This is a genomic window from Pseudomonas sp. 09C 129 (assembly GCF_002843625.1).
In the GTDB taxonomy this organism is placed as follows: domain Bacteria; phylum Pseudomonadota; class Gammaproteobacteria; order Pseudomonadales; family Pseudomonadaceae; genus Aquipseudomonas; species Aquipseudomonas chlororaphis.
The window spans coordinates 312,052-329,289 of the sequence record NZ_CP025261.1 but is presented as its reverse complement, the minus strand read 5'-3'; the positions used below and the strand labels follow the sequence as shown (position 1 = coordinate 329,289).

General features: G+C 66.5%; 19 protein-coding genes. All 19 read right to left on the bottom strand.

The genetic code is table 11. The features are described 5' to 3' along the window. Positions 1-146: 146 nt before the first annotated feature. The 19 genes from CXQ81_RS01615 to CXQ81_RS01525 all read right to left on the bottom strand — a co-directional run bounded on the left by CXQ81_RS01615 (position 147) and on the right by CXQ81_RS01525 (position 17,129). A complete protein-coding gene (locus CXQ81_RS01615) occupies positions 147-1,106 on the bottom strand; it encodes a PDR/VanB family oxidoreductase (protein ID WP_085532761.1) in 960 nt (319 codons plus the stop codon). Further along, positions 1,099-1,545 carry a Rid family hydrolase gene (locus CXQ81_RS01610; protein ID WP_101336305.1) on the bottom strand — a complete coding sequence of 149 codons (447 nt, stop codon included), beginning with the start codon at positions 1,543-1,545 and terminating at the stop codon, positions 1,099-1,101. The genes CXQ81_RS01615 and CXQ81_RS01610 overlap by 8 nt, the downstream gene beginning before the upstream one ends. Further along, positions 1,542-2,576 carry an aromatic ring-hydroxylating dioxygenase subunit alpha gene (locus CXQ81_RS01605; RefSeq protein WP_101336304.1) on the bottom strand — a complete coding sequence of 345 codons (1,035 nt, stop codon included), beginning with the start codon at positions 2,574-2,576 and terminating at the stop codon, positions 1,542-1,544. The genes CXQ81_RS01610 and CXQ81_RS01605 overlap by 4 nt, the downstream gene beginning before the upstream one ends. Positions 2,577-2,597: 21 nt before the next feature. Continuing rightward, positions 2,598-2,825 (bottom strand): recombinase-like helix-turn-helix domain-containing protein, encoded by a 228-nt coding sequence (locus CXQ81_RS01600; RefSeq protein WP_007928486.1) that lies wholly within the window; start codon positions 2,823-2,825, stop codon positions 2,598-2,600. Between the two features lies 1 nt (position 2,826). Next, positions 2,827-3,144, bottom strand: a complete 318-nt coding sequence (locus CXQ81_RS01595; RefSeq protein ID WP_007928488.1) for a hypothetical protein — start codon at positions 3,142-3,144, stop codon at positions 2,827-2,829. A 2-nt stretch (positions 3,145-3,146) separates the two neighbouring features. Further along, positions 3,147-4,289 (bottom strand): FAD-dependent monooxygenase, encoded by a 1,143-nt coding sequence (locus CXQ81_RS01590; RefSeq protein ID WP_101336303.1) that lies wholly within the window; start codon positions 4,287-4,289, stop codon positions 3,147-3,149. A 13-nt stretch (positions 4,290-4,302) separates the two neighbouring features. After that, complete coding sequence (locus CXQ81_RS01585; protein ID WP_101336302.1) at positions 4,303-5,268, bottom strand: VOC family protein; 966 nt, start codon at positions 5,266-5,268, stop codon at positions 4,303-4,305. Continuing rightward, the gene (locus tag CXQ81_RS01580) at positions 5,265-6,761 is read right to left on the bottom strand and encodes an aldehyde dehydrogenase (protein ID WP_101336301.1); all 1,497 of its coding nucleotides are present in this window, start codon (positions 6,759-6,761) and stop codon (positions 5,265-5,267) included. The genes CXQ81_RS01585 and CXQ81_RS01580 overlap by 4 nt, the downstream gene beginning before the upstream one ends. Before the next feature lie 115 nt (positions 6,762-6,876). Continuing rightward, a complete protein-coding gene (locus CXQ81_RS01575; RefSeq protein WP_101336300.1) occupies positions 6,877-7,680 on the bottom strand; it encodes an aspartate dehydrogenase in 804 nt (267 codons plus the stop codon). A 10-nt stretch (positions 7,681-7,690) separates the two neighbouring features. Next, the gene (locus CXQ81_RS01570) at positions 7,691-9,373 is read right to left on the bottom strand and encodes a thiamine pyrophosphate-binding protein (RefSeq protein WP_101339364.1); all 1,683 of its coding nucleotides are present in this window, start codon (positions 9,371-9,373) and stop codon (positions 7,691-7,693) included. Beyond that, positions 9,366-10,163, bottom strand: coding sequence for an SDR family oxidoreductase (locus tag CXQ81_RS01565; RefSeq protein ID WP_101336299.1), 798 nt, complete (start codon positions 10,161-10,163; stop codon positions 9,366-9,368). The genes CXQ81_RS01570 and CXQ81_RS01565 overlap by 8 nt, the downstream gene beginning before the upstream one ends. A gap of 1 nt (position 10,164) precedes the next feature. Further along, on the bottom strand, positions 10,165-10,998 hold the full coding sequence (locus CXQ81_RS01560; protein WP_007928502.1) for an IclR family transcriptional regulator: 834 nt from the start codon (positions 10,996-10,998) through the stop codon (positions 10,165-10,167). Further along, a complete protein-coding gene (locus CXQ81_RS01555) occupies positions 10,995-11,873 on the bottom strand; it encodes an alpha/beta fold hydrolase (protein ID WP_101336298.1) in 879 nt (292 codons plus the stop codon). Before CXQ81_RS01555 ends, CXQ81_RS01560 begins: the two co-directional genes overlap by 4 nt. Before the next feature lie 4 nt (positions 11,874-11,877). Then, positions 11,878-12,417: a cupin domain-containing protein gene (locus CXQ81_RS01550; RefSeq protein ID WP_007928504.1), complete on the bottom strand. Its 540-nt coding sequence runs from the start codon at positions 12,415-12,417 to the stop codon at positions 11,878-11,880. Between the two features lie 13 nt (positions 12,418-12,430). Continuing rightward, positions 12,431-13,195 carry an SDR family oxidoreductase gene (locus CXQ81_RS01545; RefSeq protein WP_101336297.1) on the bottom strand — a complete coding sequence of 255 codons (765 nt, stop codon included), beginning with the start codon at positions 13,193-13,195 and terminating at the stop codon, positions 12,431-12,433. After that, positions 13,195-13,971, bottom strand: coding sequence for an ABC transporter permease (locus tag CXQ81_RS01540; RefSeq protein WP_007928506.1), 777 nt, complete (start codon positions 13,969-13,971; stop codon positions 13,195-13,197). The genes CXQ81_RS01545 and CXQ81_RS01540 overlap by 1 nt, the downstream gene beginning before the upstream one ends. Positions 13,972-13,999: 28 nt before the next feature. Continuing rightward, positions 14,000-15,001, bottom strand: coding sequence for an ABC transporter substrate-binding protein (locus CXQ81_RS01535; protein ID WP_101336296.1), 1,002 nt, complete (start codon positions 14,999-15,001; stop codon positions 14,000-14,002). A gap of 39 nt (positions 15,002-15,040) precedes the next feature. Next, positions 15,041-15,877, bottom strand: coding sequence for an ABC transporter ATP-binding protein (locus CXQ81_RS01530; RefSeq protein ID WP_052034491.1), 837 nt, complete (start codon positions 15,875-15,877; stop codon positions 15,041-15,043). A gap of 526 nt (positions 15,878-16,403) precedes the next feature. Continuing rightward, positions 16,404-17,129, bottom strand: a complete 726-nt coding sequence (locus CXQ81_RS01525; protein WP_101336295.1) for a hypothetical protein — start codon at positions 17,127-17,129, stop codon at positions 16,404-16,406. Between the last annotated feature and the right edge of the window lie 109 nt (positions 17,130-17,238).

The window sequence follows — 17,238 nt, the reverse complement described above, 5'->3', positions numbered from 1 at the left end:
CGCAGCCTCGCCGGGCTCGGCAGCGGCTACAGCGGCCGTTTTGCAGTCTTTCAGCGGGTTTGGCGGTACGTAACGGTCGTACAGCCTTTGCCTGGCAACGATTACGTAGCAATTACGTAACCGTTACGTAGCAATTACATAGCGTGCTAGAGGTCCAGCACCAGGCGCCGGCTCTTGCAGCCGGAAACGCAGACCATCATCGATCGGTTGGCCGCCCGTTCGGCCTTGGTCAGCACGCCGTCGCGGTGGTCGATCTCGCCTTCCACCACCCGCGTTTCACAGGAGCCGCAGACCCCTTCGCGACAGCTGTGGTCGATGTCGCAGCCGGCTTCGAGCAGCACATCCAGCAGGCTCAGGCCGGGCTCCACGGACAGGGTCTTGCCGGACTTTTTCAGCTCGACGCTGTAACTGCTCTGGGCGTCTGCGCTGGGCGGCAACTCGGCGGCGGCGAAGCGCTCGATATGGGCATGGGGATAACCCAGGCGCTCGCAGGTGGCTTCGAAGGCATCGAGCATCGGCGTCGGGCCGCAGCAGTAGAAGTGCGTGTCCGCCGGCTGGCCGGCGAGGTAGGCGGCGAGGTCCGGCGGTGCGCCTTTCTCGTCGTTGAAGTGGTAGATCACCCGGGCCTTGAGCCCGCTCAGCTCTTCCACCAGCGCGGCCTCCTGGCGCGAGCGCGCGCAGTAGATCAGCTCGGCGGATTTTCCCAGGGCCAGCAGTTGGCGGAACATGCAGTAGATCGGCGTGATGCCGATGCCACCGGCCACCAGCACGCTGTGGCTGGCGCTCGGTTCCAGTTCGAAGTTGTTGCGCGGCGCGGCGATCGACAGGTGCATGCCGACCCGCAGCTGGCTGTGCACGTATTCCGAGCCGCCGCGGCTGTTGCGGTCGCGCAGGATGCCGACCACATAACGGCCCTGGTCGCTGGGCGAGTTGAGCAGCGAGTAACTGCGCACCAGGCCGTTGGCCAGGTGCAGGTCGATGTGCGAGCCGGCGTCGAACGGCGGGAACACCGTATCGCCCAGGGGCCGCAGCTCGACGCTGATGATGCCTTCGGCTTCGTAGCGCAGGGTGTGGACGCGGGCGGTGAGGAGGGAGGGTTTAGACATCGTTCACCTCTATGACGGTACGCAGGTCGACATCGAGCCGGGCGTCGGCCTCGATCTCGACCCGTAATTCGGGAAACACCAACGCACTGACCGCCACCAGGGTGGAGGTCGGGAACAGCGCCTGCCCGGCAAAGAAATCGCGCCGGGCGCGGCCCACCTGCTCCTTGTCGGCGATGTCGGTGAGGTACACCGTCAGCCGGCAGATATTGCCGATGTGGCCGCCGGCGGCTTCCACCAATGCCTGGATCTTGCCCAGCACCAGCAGGGTCTGGGCGTAGCCATCCAGCGCCGCGCCGGCTTGCGCGGCCTCGCGGCTGGCGGGGTGCGCGGTCATGCCGGACAGCAGCACCTCGCGGCCAATCACCAGGGCATTGGACCAACTGGCGCCGGCCGGCTCGGCCACGGCTGCGCTGCGCACCCGGTGCACGGCCCGGTTCATGGCAACTGCTTCGCTTCGATCAGTTCGAGCTGGGCCTTGGCAGCGTTCTTCAGGTAGCGCCGCAGCCGCACCACGCCCAGGTCGTGCTGGTAGAGGTTTTCGCGCTGGTTGGCGTCCGGCTCCATGAACTCCAGCAGCACCCGGTCCTGCTCCAGCACCGCCCAGTGCCGCGCTTCCAGGCGGTTCTTGTAGAGGAAGCGCCAGGTGTCGCGCTGCCAGCCGGTCAGCGGACGGCAGCGCCAGTGGAACACCGCCGCCAGCGAGCGGCTGCTCGGGGTGTAGCTGCCGATGATGGTGAAGTTGCCGCCCGGGCCGCCGGTTTTCGGGTAGGGAATTTCCAGGCGCAGCCAGTGGCAGCCGTTGTCCATGAACTCGGTCCAGTCGAAGTTCACCCCGCGCTGGCCTTCCTTCTCGAAGAAGAAGCCGTTGTCGGTATCGCGGGTGACGAACTTGGCGGTGGCTTCGCCTTCGCTCATCGAGTGCGACATCTTGTGCAGGTAGGTGCCGTGCATCGGGTCCATGACGTTGTCGAGCACGTAGCGGTAGTCGCCTTTCCACTCGGTGTAGCAGACGAAGCTGCTCCACTCGGGGGACCTCAGCTGCTCCGGCAGCACCAGTTCCGGCGGGGTTTCCAAGTGCGGGTCGGTGGCGTTGAACAGGAAGATCGCGCCGGCGGCTTCGCGGGTGTGGAACATCCGCGTCGGCCGGCTGCCTTCGAGCTTGCAGCCGGGGCTGCCGGGCACCTTGGTCACGGTGCCGTCGCAGCGCACTTCGACCCCGTGGTAAGGGCATTGCAGGCGATCACCCAGCACCGGCCCCTGGGACAGCGGCGCGCCGCGATGCGGGCAATGGTCTTCCAGGGCATGGACGCTGCCATCGTTGTCGCGCCACAGGGCGATCTTGTAGCCCAGGCGGCGCACCGATACCGGCTTCTCGCCCAGCAGGTCCGAGGGCAATACCGGGAACCAGAGGTCCTTGAGGCCATTGGCCAGGTGATTTTCAACAGGGTCGACGGTCAGTTGCGTATTCATCTTGTTATTCCTTCTGCCGGGTCATTCGCCCAGCCGGGCCATCAGGGTTTTATAGGCATCCTCGGTCCACTCGCCGCTGGTCAGCGGGCAGGGCGGCCCGGCCAGGTTGAGGTGGGCGAGCAGCGCCGGCAGCTCGCTCACGCCATTGCCGAAAGCGCGCTCGATGGAATCGCCCAGCAGCTCTTCGAACTGGGTGTTGGGCCGCTTGCGCGCCTGATGGGGTTCGAGGAATCGTTCGTGGGTGTTCATGTCATTGACCTCCGTTGCGTACCCGTTCGCGGATCGTTTCGCGCACCGGGATAAAGTCGTATGTCGGGAAAACCTCAGTGCCGAACACTCCCCAGGCCGAGCGTTCGAGCTCGACGTTGAGGGTCGGCAGCAGGCTCGGCGGCAAGCGCAGGGTGACGATCTGGCCCAGGCCCATGGCCACGGTCCACGACACCAGCTCGACGCCTTGCGGGGGGAAGCGCTCCCACCAGTCCTGCTGCTTCATGTGGCGCTGGATGTCTTCCAGGTTCTTCGATTGGTCGTGCTTGAGCAGCACGGTCACCAGCAATGTCTCGCTCATGTTCAGGCCGCGCTGTCGGTGGGCACGGCCCAGGCGTCATAGCCGTAGACCCAGTCGGCGTTGCCGCCGTCCTTGAGCCACTGGTTGCCCCGCGAGCCGATCTGGATCTGGCTGGTGCGCGCCAGGCGCGCCTGCTGGTAGGCCTGCAAGGCCGCGGCGACCGACGCCGGGCTGTCGAGGTCGTGCAGGTAGCGGGCGAGCACCACCGCGTCCTCGATGGCCTGGCCGGCGCCCTGGGCCATGAACGGCATCATCGGGTGGCAGGCGTCGCCCAGCAGGGTGATCGCGCCCCTGGACCAGAACGGCAGCGGATCGCGTTCGTACAGCGCGGTCTTGAGCACATCGGTGCAGGCGTCGAGCAGGGCGCGGGCGTCCGGGTGGAACGCCCGGTAGTGGCTGCGCAGCTCCTCGGCGTCGCCGGCACTGGTCCAGGACTCCTCGTGCCAGCTGTCCTGGGCGGTAGTGGCGAAGATGAAGATGTCCTTACCCTGGTTCAGCGGGAAGGTGACGATCTGGCTCTGCGGGTTGGGGCCCCACCATTTGGTGAAGGCCTGGATGTTCGGCACCTGGGCCACGCGCTCGGCTGGCACCACCGCGCGGTAGGCCACCACCCCGGTGAAGCGCGGATGTTCTTCGCCGAACAGCGCGTTGCGCACCACCGAGTGGATGCCGTCGGCGCCGATCAAGACATCGCAGCGGTGCTGGCTGCCGTCCTTGAAGTGCAGCGCGATGCCGTCGTCGTCTTGGATCACCCGTTCGGCGCGCTTGGCGAATTGCACCTGCTCCAGCGGGAACACTTCGGCCAGGGCCGCCAGCAGGTCGGCGCGGTGGATGGTCAGTTGCGGCGCGCCGTATTTACGCTCGGCGGCGTCGGCCATTTCCAGGCGCGAGGTTTCTTCGCCGCTGTCCCACATCCGGCTGATGCGATGGGTCGGCCGGGCGGCCGGCAGGCGCACCGCGGCGCCTATGCCCAGGCCGTCCAGCGCGCGCACCGCGTTGGGTGTGAGGTTGATGTCGGCGCCGACCCGCAGGAAGGCTTTCGACTGTTCGAACACGGTGACCCGGTGGCCGGCGCGGTGCAGGGCGATGGCGGCAGTCAGGCCGCCGATACCGGCGCCGGCGATGGCAATGTTCAGGGAAGACATGGACGACTCCTGCTCAGGGTTTCGGTTTGTCGGTGAGGAATTTGCCTTGCGGCGCCTCGACGTTCTGCTGGCGCCGGGTGTGGCCGTCGATGCCGCCGGCGATGGCCCATTCGGCGAACACCGTGGGCCCCGGTTCGAAGGTGCGCGGCTGCCATTCGCCGGTCAGCTGGTCTTCGTCGGCGTAGTACTCCACCAGCGCACCGGCGGGGTTCTTGAAGTACCAGAAGAACGCCGAAGACACCGGGTGCCGCCCCGGGCCGATCTCGGTGGTCCAGCCGCTGCGGGAGATGTGCATGCCGCCGCCGAACACTTCGTGCACGTCGCGCACGGTGAACGCCACGTGGTTGAGCCCGGCCCGCGGCGCCGGCAGTTGCAGCATGAACAGGTCGTGGTGGCCGCCTTCCTCGGCGGTGCGCAAGAACGCCCCGCGGTCCGGATAACGGTCCGAGGCCTGGAAGCCGAAACGCTCGTGGTAGAAGGCTTCGCAGGCGTTCACGTCCTTGACGAAAAACACCACGTGGCCGACTTCGATCGGCGTCGCGCGTTCATAGACCGGCGCCGCCTTGTTGATCCGGCCCTTGGTCTGCCAGGTGTTGTGGCCGCTGCACTCGATGTCGATCTCGCGCTTGCGGGTCACTTGCAGGCGGATCGCCAGGCCGTTGGGATCGGTGCAGCCGATGCGCTCGTCGGTCTCGACAAACCCTGGGTCATGGGCGATGCGCTGGCGGTACAGCGCCAGGTCCGCCGTACTGGCCACGCCCCAGACCACTTCGCGCACGGTGGAGCCGGCCTCGATGGCGGGCGGCAGGCCCGGCTTGTCCAGGTCGGCGAGCACCACACGGCAGCCGTTGAGGGTTTCGAAGATCACCTCGTCGGGCTGCGCGCTGACCTGCTTGAGGCCCCAGTCGCTGAAAAACCGCACGCAGGTGTCCAGATCCTCGACGCCATAGGTGACTTCATCGATGCCTAACACGCTCATAGCGCTACCTCTCGTGGCACACCGGCCCAGGCCAGTGGCTGTTCGTTCATGCCCCAATAGAGGCTCTTCTGTTCCATGTACTGCAGGATGCCCAGGCGGCCTTTTTCGCGGCCCAGGCCGCTGTCGCGCCAGCCGCCGAAGGGCGTGGAGATCGAGAACTGCTTGTAGGTGTTGATCCACACCGTGCCGGCCTGCAGGCGCCGGCCCAGGGCCCAGGCGCGCTTGTAGTCGCGGCTCCAGATCCCGGCCGCGAGGGCGTACAGGCTGTCGTTGGCCTGCTCCAGCAGCTGCGCTTCGTCATCGAAGGGCATGGCCACCAGCACCGGGCCGAAGATTTCTTCCTGGCAGGTCTGCTGGCTGTTGCTCAGGCCTTCGAGGATGGTCGGCGGGTAGAAGTAGCCTTGATCGTAGATGCCGCCGGTTGGGCGCTGGCCGCCGAGCAGCAGGCGGCCGCCCTCGGCCAGCCCGAGGGCCACGTAGCGCTCCACCGATTCGCGATGGCCGGCGCTGATCAGCGGGCCCATCTGGGTGTTTTCGTTGGCCGGGTCGCCGACCCGCAGGTTGGCCGCGGCCGCCACCAGGCGCTGCATGAACGGCTCGTACAAGGCGCGGGCGACGAACAGCCGGGAGCCGGCGATGCAGGCTTCACCCGAGGAACTGAAGATGCCGTACAGCACCCCGGCCACGGCGTGGTCGAGGTCGGCGTCGTCGAGGACGATGGTCGGCGACTTGCCGCCCAGTTCCAGGGACACCGGCATCATCTTGTCGGCGGCGATATGGGCGATGTGCTTGCCGGTGCGGGTGCCGCCGGTGAACGACACGCGCTTGACCAGCGGATGCCGGGTCAGGGCATCGCCGAGCAGCGAACCCTTGCCGGGCAGCACGCTGACCAGGCCCTTGGGCAGGCCGGCTTCTTCGCACAGGCGGGCCAGGCGCAGGGCCAGCAGCGGGGTGATTTCCGCCGGCTTGATCACCACCGCGTTGCCCGCCGCCAGGGCCGGCGCGACCTTCTGCGCCTCGCTGGCGATCGGCGAGTTCCACGGGGTGATCGCAGCGACCACGCCCATTGGCTCATACACGCTCATGCTGACGAAATCGCCGCGCGACGGGGTGATGGTTTCTTCCAGGGTTTCGCAGGCCGCGGCGAAGAACTGGAAGGTGCCGGCGGCGCTGGCCACCAGGGCGCGGGTCTCGTTGATCGGCTTGCCGTTGTCCTGGCGCTGCAATTGCGCAAGCTCTTCGCCGTGCTGGCGGATCAGTTCGGCGATGCGGTAGAGCACGCCGGCCCGCTCGTGGGGTTTGCGCTGGGCCCAGCCGCTGTGCAGGAACGCCTGGTGCGCGCCCTGGATGGCGTCTTCGACATCCTGCAGATCGGCGGCATTGAGCCAGGCCACGGCTTCACCGGTGGCCGGGTAGCGGCTGGCGTAACGCTCGCCGCGGCCCAGGCGCCACTCGCCGGCGATGCAGATGGGTAAAGTCTGTTCGAGAGTCATGGAAGAACCTCAGGTATGGGGGCCAGCGGCAAGCTGCAAGCTTCAAGCTGCAAGAAGAAGCAAGAGCGGTGCGCTTTTACTTGTGGCTTGCCGCTTGAAGCTTGCCGCTGCCCATTCATATCGAAATCGCGTGGGCGTGGTTGCCCAGGGCACGGACCACGCTGTACACGGTCAGCGCCGAGGTCTTGGGGTTGGCCAGCAGCGGCTTGCCGCGCAGGCTCAACTCGAAACCGCCGAAGGCGCCCCGGGCTTCGAAGTGGTGGACGTTTTCCTCGCTGTGGGGGTCGGCGATCAGCGTCACCTGGGTGCGATCCAGGCCGATGCCGGCCAGCGACAGGGTGGCGGCGACGTTGGCGTTCTTCGGGTACAGCCGCGCCGCTTCGCGGGCGCTGCCCTGGAAGATCACCGTGGCCTCGCTGATGCTGTCGAGGTCGCAGGCCTGCTCGCCGGGGGTGTTCTTCCAGGCGCGGGCCGGCTTGCGTCCGGTGTAGTTGACCGAGTCCAGCCCGCCGACCTTGGCCGCCGACAGCGCATCGATGCCGCCGATGGCGCCGGGCAGCAGTTCGATGCGGGTCTGGCCACGTTCGGCGGCGGCTTCCAGGCGCTCCACCAGGCCGACTTCGGACAGCGCGCCGACCGAGACGATCAGGCAGGCGATGCCGCGCTCCAGGGCCGGCAGCACGTGCTCTTCAATGGCCCGGTGGCCGGCGCATTCCACCAGCAGGTCCGGACGGGCGTCGGCCGGCAGCGCGGTGAGTACCTGCGGCGGCTGCTTGAAGCTGGCCAGGCGTTGGCGCACCAGGGTTTCGGAACCCTGGGAGGCGATGACGTAGTCCACGCACAACTGCGGGTCCTGCTCCAGCAGTTCGAGCACGCCGACGCCAATGGCGCCGCAGCCGATCATGGTGATATGCAACATGGCGCGATCCTCAGGCGGTGGCCTTCTGGGCTTTGGTTTCGCTGTTGGGCGGGCCGGCGAACTGGGTGGCGAAGTTGCCGACGCTGAGCATGTCGACTTCCAGCAGGAACGGGCCGGGCTGGCTCAGGGCGCTGTCCACCACCTTGCCGAAGTCCTTGAGGTCGGTGACCAGGCCGTGGCGCAGCCCCAGGGACTCGGCGAGCTTGGTGTAGTCCGGGGTGTGCAGGTCGACGTAGCAATGGCGGCTGCCGTAGACCGCGTCCTGGATATTGCGGATCACCCCGTAGCGCTGGTCGTTCATCAGCAGGATCACCAGGTTGGCGCGCTCCTGGACCAGGGTCGCCAGCTCACCGAGGTTGAGGATGAAACCGCCGTCGCCGGCCAGGGCGAAGACCTTGCGCCCGGGCGCGGTTTCGGCGGCGGCTACGGCCGCGCCGATGCCCATCGCCAGGCCCTGGCCGATGCCGCCACCGAGGGCGTGGACCCCGGCGCGCGGGTGGTAGAGGGTCAGCAGGCGGTTGCCCCAGATGCTGTTGGACAGGGTCACGTCGCGCACCCAGGAGAAGTTGCGGCCGGTGCTGGCCTGCAACTGTTCGACCATCGCCGAGTACGGCCCCAGGTCGGCCACCAGCTGGCTGCGCGATTGCTCGCGGACCGCCTTGAGTTCGGCGAGGAAGTCCGGGTCGGTCTGCAAGCGGCCTTCGAGGCGGTCGGCCAGGCCCTCCAGGGCCAGCGCGGCGTCGCCGCAGATAAACAGTTCGCTGGCGTAGCTGCGGCCTTCGATGGCCGGGTTGGCGTCGATGCGCAGGGTGTTCTGCGGCAACTTCAGGGCGTACTTGAAGGTCTCGTTGCTGCGCAGCCGCGAGCCGGCGATCAGCAGCGCGTCGCAGGTTTGCAGGAACTGCTCGACCCGCTTGTTCTGCGAGAAGGCCCCGAGGCAACGCTCGTCGTCTTCGTTGACCACGCCGCGGCCCTGGGTCGAGGTGATGACGCCCACGCCCATGGCCAGCAGGCGCTTGACCTGCGCCCCGGCATGCCGGGCGCCACCGCCGAGCCAGAGCAGCGGACGCTTGGCCCCGGCCAGGCGTTCGGCGACCAGGTCGAGGGCTTCCGGCGCCGGCACCGCGACCGGGATCGGCAACGGCGACAGGTCGGAGGGCATCGGGATAAAGGTCGACTGGATGTCGATCGGGATTTCCACGCTCACCGGCCCGGTCGGCGCGGTCAGGGCGGTCTGCACCGCCAGCTTCAGGGTGCTGATGGCGGTCTCGACGCTGCGCACGCGGAACGCCGCCTTGGACACCGCCTTGAGCATGTTCAACTGGTCGCGGGCTTCGTGGATGTAGGCCAGTTCCTGGTCGAGGTACGGCGTTTCGATCTGCCCGGTGATGTGCAGCAGCGGCGTGCCGGCGGTCTGCGCTTCGACCATGGCGCCGGCGGCGTTGCCGGCCGCGGTGCCGGTGGAGGTCAGGCACACGCCGAGGCCGCCGGTGGTGCGGGCATAGGCGTCGGCCATGTTGGCGGCGCCGGCTTCGCCGCGGGCCATGACGAAGCGGATATTGCCGCGCACGGCAAAGGCATCGAGGATCGGCATGTTGTGGATCGAGATCACGCCGAACGCGGCCTTGACCTCGCATTGTTCGAGAAAGGCGGTGATGGCAGCGCCCACGGTGACAGTGTTTTCGTTACGCATGGCGGGACAGGCCTCCGGATACATCGATATGGCTGCCTGTGGTGTAAGCCGACAGAGGCGAGGCCAGGAACAGGATCGCGCGGGCCGCTTCCAGCGGCAGGCCCAGGCGCCCCAAGGGAATGTGTTTGCGTTGCGCCAGCTGGGCGGTCCATTGCGCCCAGTCGAGGTCGCGTTCTTCGCGGGCCTCGAAGCGCCGGCGCCATTGCCCGGACTCCACCAGGCCAATGAGGATGCCGTTGACCCGGATGCCCTGCGGGGCGAATTCGGTGGCCATCGAGCGCACCAGGTTCATCACCCCGGCGCGGGCGGCCGAGGTGGCGACCATGTGCGGTTCCGGCTGGCAGGCCAGCAGCGAGTTGACGCAGACGATGGCGGCCTCGCGCTGGCTTTCCAGCTGGGCCTTGAAGGCGCGGACCGGGTTGATCACCGAGAAGAATTTCAGGTTCAGCTCTTCGCTCCAGGCGGCGTCGCTGGTGTCGGCGAAGGTCGAGACCCGGCCTTGCCCGGCGTTGTTGATCAGCACGCTGGCCTCGCCGAGCGCGGCCTGGCTGGCATGGGCGAAGGCGCTGACCGACTCGGCGTCGAGCACGTTGCACACCTGGGCCAGCATCCGGGCCTGGGGGAAGCGCTGGCGCAGGTCGGCTTCGGTGCTGCGCAGGCGCTCGCCGTCGCGTCCGCAGAAGGCCACGGCGGCACCGGCTTCCAGCAGCAGTTCGACGCAGGCCAGGCCGATGCCCGAGGAGCCGCCGGTGACGATCGCGGTGCGACCTTGCAGTTGATAAAGGCTCATCTCAATCCCTCATCAAGGCGGTCACGCGCTGTTGCCCGTCGTGGGCCACGCCGTTGTAGTTGAGCAGGCGCGACAGCTCGTCGGCGCTGCGGCGGACCTGCGACAGCAGTTCCTCGAAATTGACATGGCCGATCTGCGTGGTGGGGATGGTCACGCCCAGGGCGGCGGCGATGCGCCCGCTCTGGTCGCGCACTGGCGCGGCCACCGTGGAGATCGCCGATTCGAAGAAACCTTCGCCGCTGATAAAGCCGCGCTGGCGGTCGGCCTGGACCATGTCGAACAGCTCCAGCACGGTTTTCGGCGTGCTGTGGGAGTACTGCTCCAGATGTTCTTCGGGGTACAGCTCGCGCAGTTCGGCCAGGGACAGGTCTTCCAGGAGGATGCGCCCCAGCACCGTGGCGTGGGCCGGCAGGCGGGTGCCGACGTTGACCGCGTTGGAGAACACCGAGGGCGGCGAGACCTTGGCCACGTAGACGATCGAGCGGCCGTCGCGCACCACCAGGTTGCTCGGGTAGTTGAGGCGGTCGCACAGGCGCGCCAGCAGCGGCTGGCCGAGCTCGGTCAGCTCCAGCGACGCCAGGTATTCGAAGCCCAGGCGCAGCACCGACATGCCGAGGCGGTATTCGTTGCCGCTGCGGGTGACGAAACCCATGGTTTCCAGGGTGGTGAGCAGGCGGAAGATGGTCGAGCGCGGCAGGGCCAGGCGGCGGGCCAGTTCCGGCGCGGTCAGGGTGCGGTTGCGCCGGCTGAACTCGCAGAGCAGCAACAGGCCACGCTCCAGGCCCGGCACTATGTATTTGTCCTGAGCGTCCTTCAGCGGATCGGAGTCGTTCATAGGGTTCTACCTGTCAGGGATTCTTTGATGGCAAAGGCCAGGCGGCCCGCGACCACCAGCGGTTGTTCGATGGGGCTGGCATGGCCCGCGTCGGCGATCAGGTTGAAGCTGGCGCCCAGCGCCTTGGCCAGGATCAGGCAGGTCTCGGCCGGGGTGATGCGGTCGGCTTCGCCGCAATGCACTTCGCAGGGCATGCCGGGTTGGTCGTGGCGCAGCAGGTCGTCGCCGCACAGCAGCTCGATGGCCTGGCGATAACCCGCGGGGTTGAGCCGCGCCATGTTCCAGCGCACCCAGGCCAGGGCCTGCGGCGCGGCGTTGGGCGAGACCATGTGGGCACTGCGTTGTTCGGCCAGGCCGGCGATCCCCAGATGCTCCAGGTTCTCCAGGCGCTGGCGGCGCACCAGCTGGCGCTGCTCGCCGCGTTCCGGGGCGCCATAACCCCGGGCCGGGCTGATCAGTACCAGGCGACTCACCCGGCTCGCCTGTGAACTGCGAGCGAAGGCCAGGGCCGGCAGCGCGCCGAGGGAATGCCCCACCAGCACGCATTCCTCGACGTCCAGGGCATCGAGCATCTGCACCAGGCGGGCGGCGTAGTGCTCGGCCTTGGGCGCGGGGGATTCCAGGGGGCTGGAATCGCCGTAGCCGGGCGCGTCCCAGGCGATGACCCGGGCCTGGGGCGCCAGCTGTCGGGCCACCTCTAGCCAGGACGCCGCCCCGGAACCGATGCCGTGCAGCAGCACGATCGCCGGGCCCGCGCCGCATTCGCGCAGGGCCTGCCGGCCGCCGGCCACGGGCACCAGGCGCTGGGCAAAGTCGCGGGCCAGTCGGGCCTGGAGGTCCGCCGTCGATACGGGTTGAGAGAGGCCTGGCAACATGGGCTTATCCGCGCTTGATCGAGGCCAGAGGGTGCTCTGGCGGATAGGTCGGGGTGATCGGCTTTTTCGCGCCGAGCATCACGCACATCAGCGCGTCTTCGTCGCCGATGTTGATCTCTTCGCGGTACACGCCCGGCGGCACGGAAATCACGTCGCGGTCGGTGAGGATGGTCTCGAAGCGCTCGCCATCCTTTTCCAGCACCACCTTGAGCTTGCCGCGCAGCACGAAAAACACTTCCTCGACGTCGATGTGCAGGTGCGGCGGGCCTTCGTGGCCGGCCGGGATGACCATGGTGGAGAAGGTGAAGTGCTCCGACGCAATGGTGTTCATGTCACTGCTGACGCCGGTGCCGCCGGTGCCGATGTAGCGCATTTGCGCACGGCGGAATTTCGGGTCGTAGTCGGCCTGGAACTTCAGCGCGTCCCAGTCGTACTTGCGCGTCTGGTAGCGGGCGATGCGCGTGTTCATCCAGCTTTCCAGGCTGGCGCCGGCAGGGCGGTCCCAGCTTTTCGGGGTGGCGTTTTGGGCAGATAGATCGGTCATGACAGTCTCCAGATCAAGGCATGACGAACCCGCCGTTGACCGGCAGGGTTTGTCCAGTGATGAAGCGGGCAAGGTCGGACAGCGCGAACAGCACGGCGCCGCTGACGTCTTCGGGCAGTTGCGGGCGCTGGATGGCCCGCTGGTCGTTGTACAAACGGTGGCGTGCCTCGGGCACGTAGGCGGTGGCCTCCACCAGCACCAGGCCGGGGGCGATGGCGTTGACCGTGATGTTGTCGGCGCCCAGCTCGCGGGCCAGGCTGCGGGTCATGGCGATGATCGCGCCCTTGCTGGCGACGTAGGCCAGCAGGTTCGGCGCGCCCCACAGCGGGGTGTCGGAGGCCAGGTTGACGATGGCGCCGTGGCCGCTGGCGCGCAGGGCCGGCAGGCAGGCGGTGGTCATCAGCCAGGTGCCGCGCACGTTGACCTGCATCACCTGGTCCCAGGTGTCGATGCTCAGCTCTTCGCAGCCTTTGCCGCCGGAGTTGGTGATCGAGGCGTTGTTCACCAGGCCGTCGAGGCCGCCGAGCAGGTCCAGGGTGGCGGCGATGCAGGCGTCGATGGAGGCCGGTTGGGCCAGGTCGAGGGTCACGGCCTGGACGTCCAGGCCCTGGGCCCGCAGTTCGCTGGCGGCTTGCTGCACGCGCTCTTGCAGCACGTCGGCGATCACCACCCGGGCACCGGCCCGGCCGATGGCCTGGGCGAAGGCGTAGCCCAGGCCACGGGCGCCGCCGGTGACCAGCACCCGGCGCCCTTCAAGCAGAAGATTCTGGCTGTTCATTATTGGGTGCTCAGCATGGCTTTGGGCATGTAGTGCAGGACGCGTTTTTCCGCCCAGACCACGGCGCCGTAGGCGATCACCCCGATCAGGGTGAGCATGACAATGGCGACGAACACCCCGGCGGTGTTGCCCTGGCCCTCGGCGTCCACCAGCAAGAAGCCCAGGCCCTGGTTGCCGCCGACCAGCTCGCCGACGGTGACGCCGATCACCGCCAGGGTCGAGGCGATGCGCAGGCCGGAGAACAGCGCGGCCATGGCCGAGGGGAACTCCACCAGGCGGAAGATCTGCCAGCGGCTGGCGTTCATGGTGCGCACCAGGTTGATCATGTCCGGATCGACGGTGCGGATCGCCGAGAGCACGTTGATCATCACCGGGAAGAACACGATCAGGATGGCGATCAGGATCTTCGGGTAGATGGTGTAGCCCAGCCACATCACGAACAGCGGCGCGAAGGCGACTTTCGGGGCGATCTGCAGGGCCAGGATGTAGGGCGACAACATGGCTTCGGCGGCGGGCGACAGGCCCAGGGACACGCCGATCACCACCCCCAGCAGGGCGCCGAGGCCGAAGCCGACGATGATCTCCAGCGCGGTGATCAGGGTGTGTTGCAGCAGGCCGCCGCTGTGCCACATCACCAGGCTTTCCTGGGCCACGCGGCTCAGTTGCGGCATGACGAATTCGGGCATGCCGAGCAGGCCCGGGCCCCATTGCCAGAGCACCAGGAACAGGACCAGCAGCGCGGCGCTGCCGAGCATGGAGTTATTCAGGCTTTTCATCGTGTGCGTACCTTGTTGTCCCGGTGGCTCATTGCGCGGCGACCGGGCTGTCGACGAATTGGTTGGTGAACAGGTCCTCGAGCTTGGGCTCCTGGCTGACGATGCCTTCGCTGACGTAGAACTGGCGGACCTTGTCCAGGCGCTGCGGATCGATGTGGCCGAGCACGCGCTGGTTGGCGTAGACATGCTCGACGTAGAGCTTGAAAACCTTCTCCAGCGAGTCTTCCTTGCCGGCGTAGGCCGGCACGGCCTTGGCGAAGGTCACGGCGGCGGCGCGCGGGTCCTGGATAATGTCGCGCATGCCTTGCAGGGTGGCCTGGACCACGCCGCGCACGACCTTGGGCTGGTTCTTGATGGCGTCGTCGGAGGCGAGGATCGCCTGGGCCATGCTTTCGAAAATCTGCGCCTGGGGAATCAGCTTGATCCGCACCCCGGCCTCTTCGGCGTTGACCACCCAGTCCGGCACGCCCGCCATGGCCTGGGCCTTGTCGGCCGAGAACAGCTGCCAGACCCCGGCCGGCCCGGCGGCCTGGATATTCACGTCGGTCTTGCTCAGGCCGGCTTTGCGCAGCGAGGCGAGCAGGGCGTAGTAGGTGGTGTCGGAGTAGGACATCACCGTCATGGTCTTGCCCTTGAGGTCGGTGATGGACTCGATATTTTCCTTGGCGTTGGTGGCGATCATGGTCACCCCGCCGGAGCCCAGCACCGCCACGGCGCGCACCGGAATACCATTGGCCCGGACCACGATCGGCGTGTCGCCGATGGCGCCGCCGAGCAAGGCATTACCGGCACCGATCTGCTTGGCCACGTCGACCCCGCCCTTGGCGGCGATAAAGGTCAGGTTGAGGTCCTGGGCGGCGTAGTAACCCTTCTCCTTGGCGATGATCCAGGGCGCGAAGGCCGGCGAGTTGGGCGGTGCCGGCAGCAGGTAGGTGACGTCGGTCCGGGCCTGGGCCTGGGCCTGGGCCGTGCAGGCCAGGCCGAGGCCCAGGCTGAATGCGCAAAGACGTTGAAACAGAGACTTGAGCATGGGGACTCCTGAATCGGTTGGGGGCCGCGAGGGCGGTGATCAGTGCAGTTCGGTGTCCGCGCCGACTTGCAGCAACTCCATCAGGCGGCCCACCAGCGGGCCGATTTCCGGCAGCTTGCGGCGCTCCAGCGGGTTGTCGCGAAACGGCAGGTCGATGCTGATTTCTTCGATGATGGTGCCGGGGCGGGCGCTCATGACCAGCAACCGGTCGGACATGGCGATGCCTTCGATCAGGTCGTGGGTGATGAACAGGGCGGTCTTCTTTTCGTCGTAGAGCATCCGCGCCATGTCCTGTTGCAGGATCATCTTGGTCTGGGCGTCGAGGGCGGAAAACGGCTCGTCGAGGAACAGCACCTGCGGGTCGATGGCCAGGGTCCGGGCCAGGGCCGCGCGCTGGCGCATGCCGCCGGACAGCTGGAACGGGTAGTGATCGGCGAAGCCCTTGAGGTGGCAACGTTCGAGCAGGTCGTTGGCCACGGTCTGCCGGGTCGCGGCGGGCACGCCCTGGATCTCCAGGCCCAGCTCGACGTTGCGGCGGATGCTGCGCCAGGGCATCAGCAGGTCTTTCTGCAACATGAAGGCGACCTGGCGTACCGGGCCGGTGACCGGTTCGCCGCTGACGAACACTTCGCCTTCGCTGGGGCGATACAGGCCGGAACCCATATTGAGGATGGTGCTCTTGCCACAACCGGAAGGGCCGATGATCGATACCACTTCACCCCGGCGAATCTTGAAGTTCACCTCGCGAATAGCGAATGGCGCTGCGGATTGGCCCTTGGCCGGGAAACATTTGCCGACATTGCGAAATTCAATTTCAGTCGGCTCCAGATCTTCCTTGGGAGCGGGCTTATTCCATTGAGGGGCGACGGCGTACATCTCTTTCACAGCCATTGGGAAGGTACTCTGGTCTGTTTTATAGGTGATACGCCGTTTAGTGCATGAACAATGCCAGTGCTTTATAGCGCGGTGTTTTAGTTTAAAAGTCCTTGTTTATTAATGAGTTGTAGTTATTTAGTTGAAAATGAAACGTTCCATATATGAAACATGGTTTCTTATTTGGCACGAAATTGCACACTGCCCGGGCAAAGCCTGGGAAGTTGCAAGAAGTCGGTGCTTGTTCGGGTAACGCAAAAAGTGGGATAAATCGCTTACTTGTTTTGTATATGAAACAGAGCAAGTAAAAGTTGTCGCTTTATCAGTGGAAGAAAGAGGCCTTGAGGGCGTTTGTGGTCCTCAAGAAAAGTATCTGCAAGCGGGATCAGGCCGGCTCGGGGGTTACCGGGCATGTGCTCAAGAACGGTTGCAGTCCTTGTCGATACTCCTGGGGCGGCATGAGGTCACTGTGTTTGGCGATGCGGCAGGCCAGGCCCTTATGTCAGGTAACGCCCCGGCCATTCGCCGCTCAGGCTGGAAACTGCTGTATATGCTGTTCCACCCACTCGAACAGGCGCTCGTCGAGCAGCGCTCGGTAGCGGTTGTAGGCGCCCTGATGGCTGTTGAAGAGCGGGTCCTGATTGATCCGCGCGGCCAACGCGCTGGGACTGTCGCTCCCGGCATGGCTCGCCCTCAGGTGTTTCTGTCGCTGATCGGCCTGTTCCAGGGTGTCCGCCAGGGCGTCCAGTTGCAGGTGCCTGAATTGGGCGATGACCTGGGGCAGGTGAAAGTGCAGGGCACTGTCAAAGCCTTCCCAGTCCTCAAAGGCCAGCCACTCGTGGAGCACCATGAAGCAGCGCGGCGTCGGTGCCAGTTGTTCCAGTGGCGCGAAGGCCAGCCAGTACTGGCGCGGCAGTTGCTCCTCGGTTTCGATGGCCTGGGCGATCAGGTCCAGGGCCCGGCCCTTGTCTCGGTGATGTTTGCGCAGGATGCGCTGGGTCAGGGTGAAGCGTGCTTCTTCTATAGCGTGCAGGGCAAGGTTCAGGTCGTAGCCGGCGTTGTGCAGGTGTTCGCGGGCTTGCTCGGGAGGCAGGCCGGACTTGTCCACCAGTAACTGCAACAGCTCGGACTTGTAGAGCTCGGCGGCTTGCTGGGGATTGCCCGCGCAGCGGGCCAGCAGGGTTTGGGCGTGGCGCAGGCCGATGGGGATCAGGTTGCGCAGTTGTTGAAGGGCCTGGATGTGCGTCGGGTCCATCGACGGGATGCCTTGGTATTCGTTGCCGGTCGCGGCGGGAGGTCGATTATCTACCCTGATGGCCGGTTGTGCCTGGCCAAAGCCTGGGCGAAGTATCGCGAAGGCCTGG

Coding starts and splice junctions, on each gene's coding strand:
- CXQ81_RS01560 (WP_007928502.1), bottom strand. CDS start 10,998: ATGAACGACTCCGATCCGCTGAAGGACGCTCAGGACAAATACATAGTG.
- CXQ81_RS01605 (WP_101336304.1), bottom strand. CDS start 2,576: ATGAATACGCAACTGACCGTCGACCCTGTTGAAAATCACCTGGCCAAT.
- CXQ81_RS01580 (WP_101336301.1), bottom strand. CDS start 6,761: ATGACTCTCGAACAGACTTTACCCATCTGCATCGCCGGCGAGTGGCGC.
- CXQ81_RS01565 (WP_101336299.1), bottom strand. CDS start 10,163: ATGAGCCTTTATCAACTGCAAGGTCGCACCGCGATCGTCACCGGCGGC.
- CXQ81_RS01585 (WP_101336302.1), bottom strand. CDS start 5,268: ATGAGCGTGTTAGGCATCGATGAAGTCACCTATGGCGTCGAGGATCTG.
- CXQ81_RS01570 (WP_101339364.1), bottom strand. CDS start 9,373: ATGCGTAACGAAAACACTGTCACCGTGGGCGCTGCCATCACCGCCTTT.
- CXQ81_RS01610 (WP_101336305.1), bottom strand. CDS start 1,545: ATGAACCGGGCCGTGCACCGGGTGCGCAGCGCAGCCGTGGCCGAGCCG.
- CXQ81_RS01530 (WP_052034491.1), bottom strand. CDS start 15,877: ATGTACGCCGTCGCCCCTCAATGGAATAAGCCCGCTCCCAAGGAAGAT.
- CXQ81_RS01600 (WP_007928486.1), bottom strand. CDS start 2,825: ATGAACACCCACGAACGATTCCTCGAACCCCATCAGGCGCGCAAGCGG.
- CXQ81_RS01595 (WP_007928488.1), bottom strand. CDS start 3,144: ATGAGCGAGACATTGCTGGTGACCGTGCTGCTCAAGCACGACCAATCG.
- CXQ81_RS01540 (WP_007928506.1), bottom strand. CDS start 13,971: ATGAAAAGCCTGAATAACTCCATGCTCGGCAGCGCCGCGCTGCTGGTC.
- CXQ81_RS01575 (WP_101336300.1), bottom strand. CDS start 7,680: ATGTTGCATATCACCATGATCGGCTGCGGCGCCATTGGCGTCGGCGTG.
- CXQ81_RS01535 (WP_101336296.1), bottom strand. CDS start 15,001: ATGCTCAAGTCTCTGTTTCAACGTCTTTGCGCATTCAGCCTGGGCCTC.
- CXQ81_RS01525 (WP_101336295.1), bottom strand. CDS start 17,129: ATGGACCCGACGCACATCCAGGCCCTTCAACAACTGCGCAACCTGATC.
- CXQ81_RS01590 (WP_101336303.1), bottom strand. CDS start 4,289: ATGTCTTCCCTGAACATTGCCATCGCCGGCGCCGGTATCGGCGGCCTG.
- CXQ81_RS01615 (WP_085532761.1), bottom strand. CDS start 1,106: ATGTCTAAACCCTCCCTCCTCACCGCCCGCGTCCACACCCTGCGCTAC.
- CXQ81_RS01550 (WP_007928504.1), bottom strand. CDS start 12,417: ATGACCGATCTATCTGCCCAAAACGCCACCCCGAAAAGCTGGGACCGC.
- CXQ81_RS01555 (WP_101336298.1), bottom strand. CDS start 11,873: ATGTTGCCAGGCCTCTCTCAACCCGTATCGACGGCGGACCTCCAGGCC.
- CXQ81_RS01545 (WP_101336297.1), bottom strand. CDS start 13,195: ATGAACAGCCAGAATCTTCTGCTTGAAGGGCGCCGGGTGCTGGTCACC.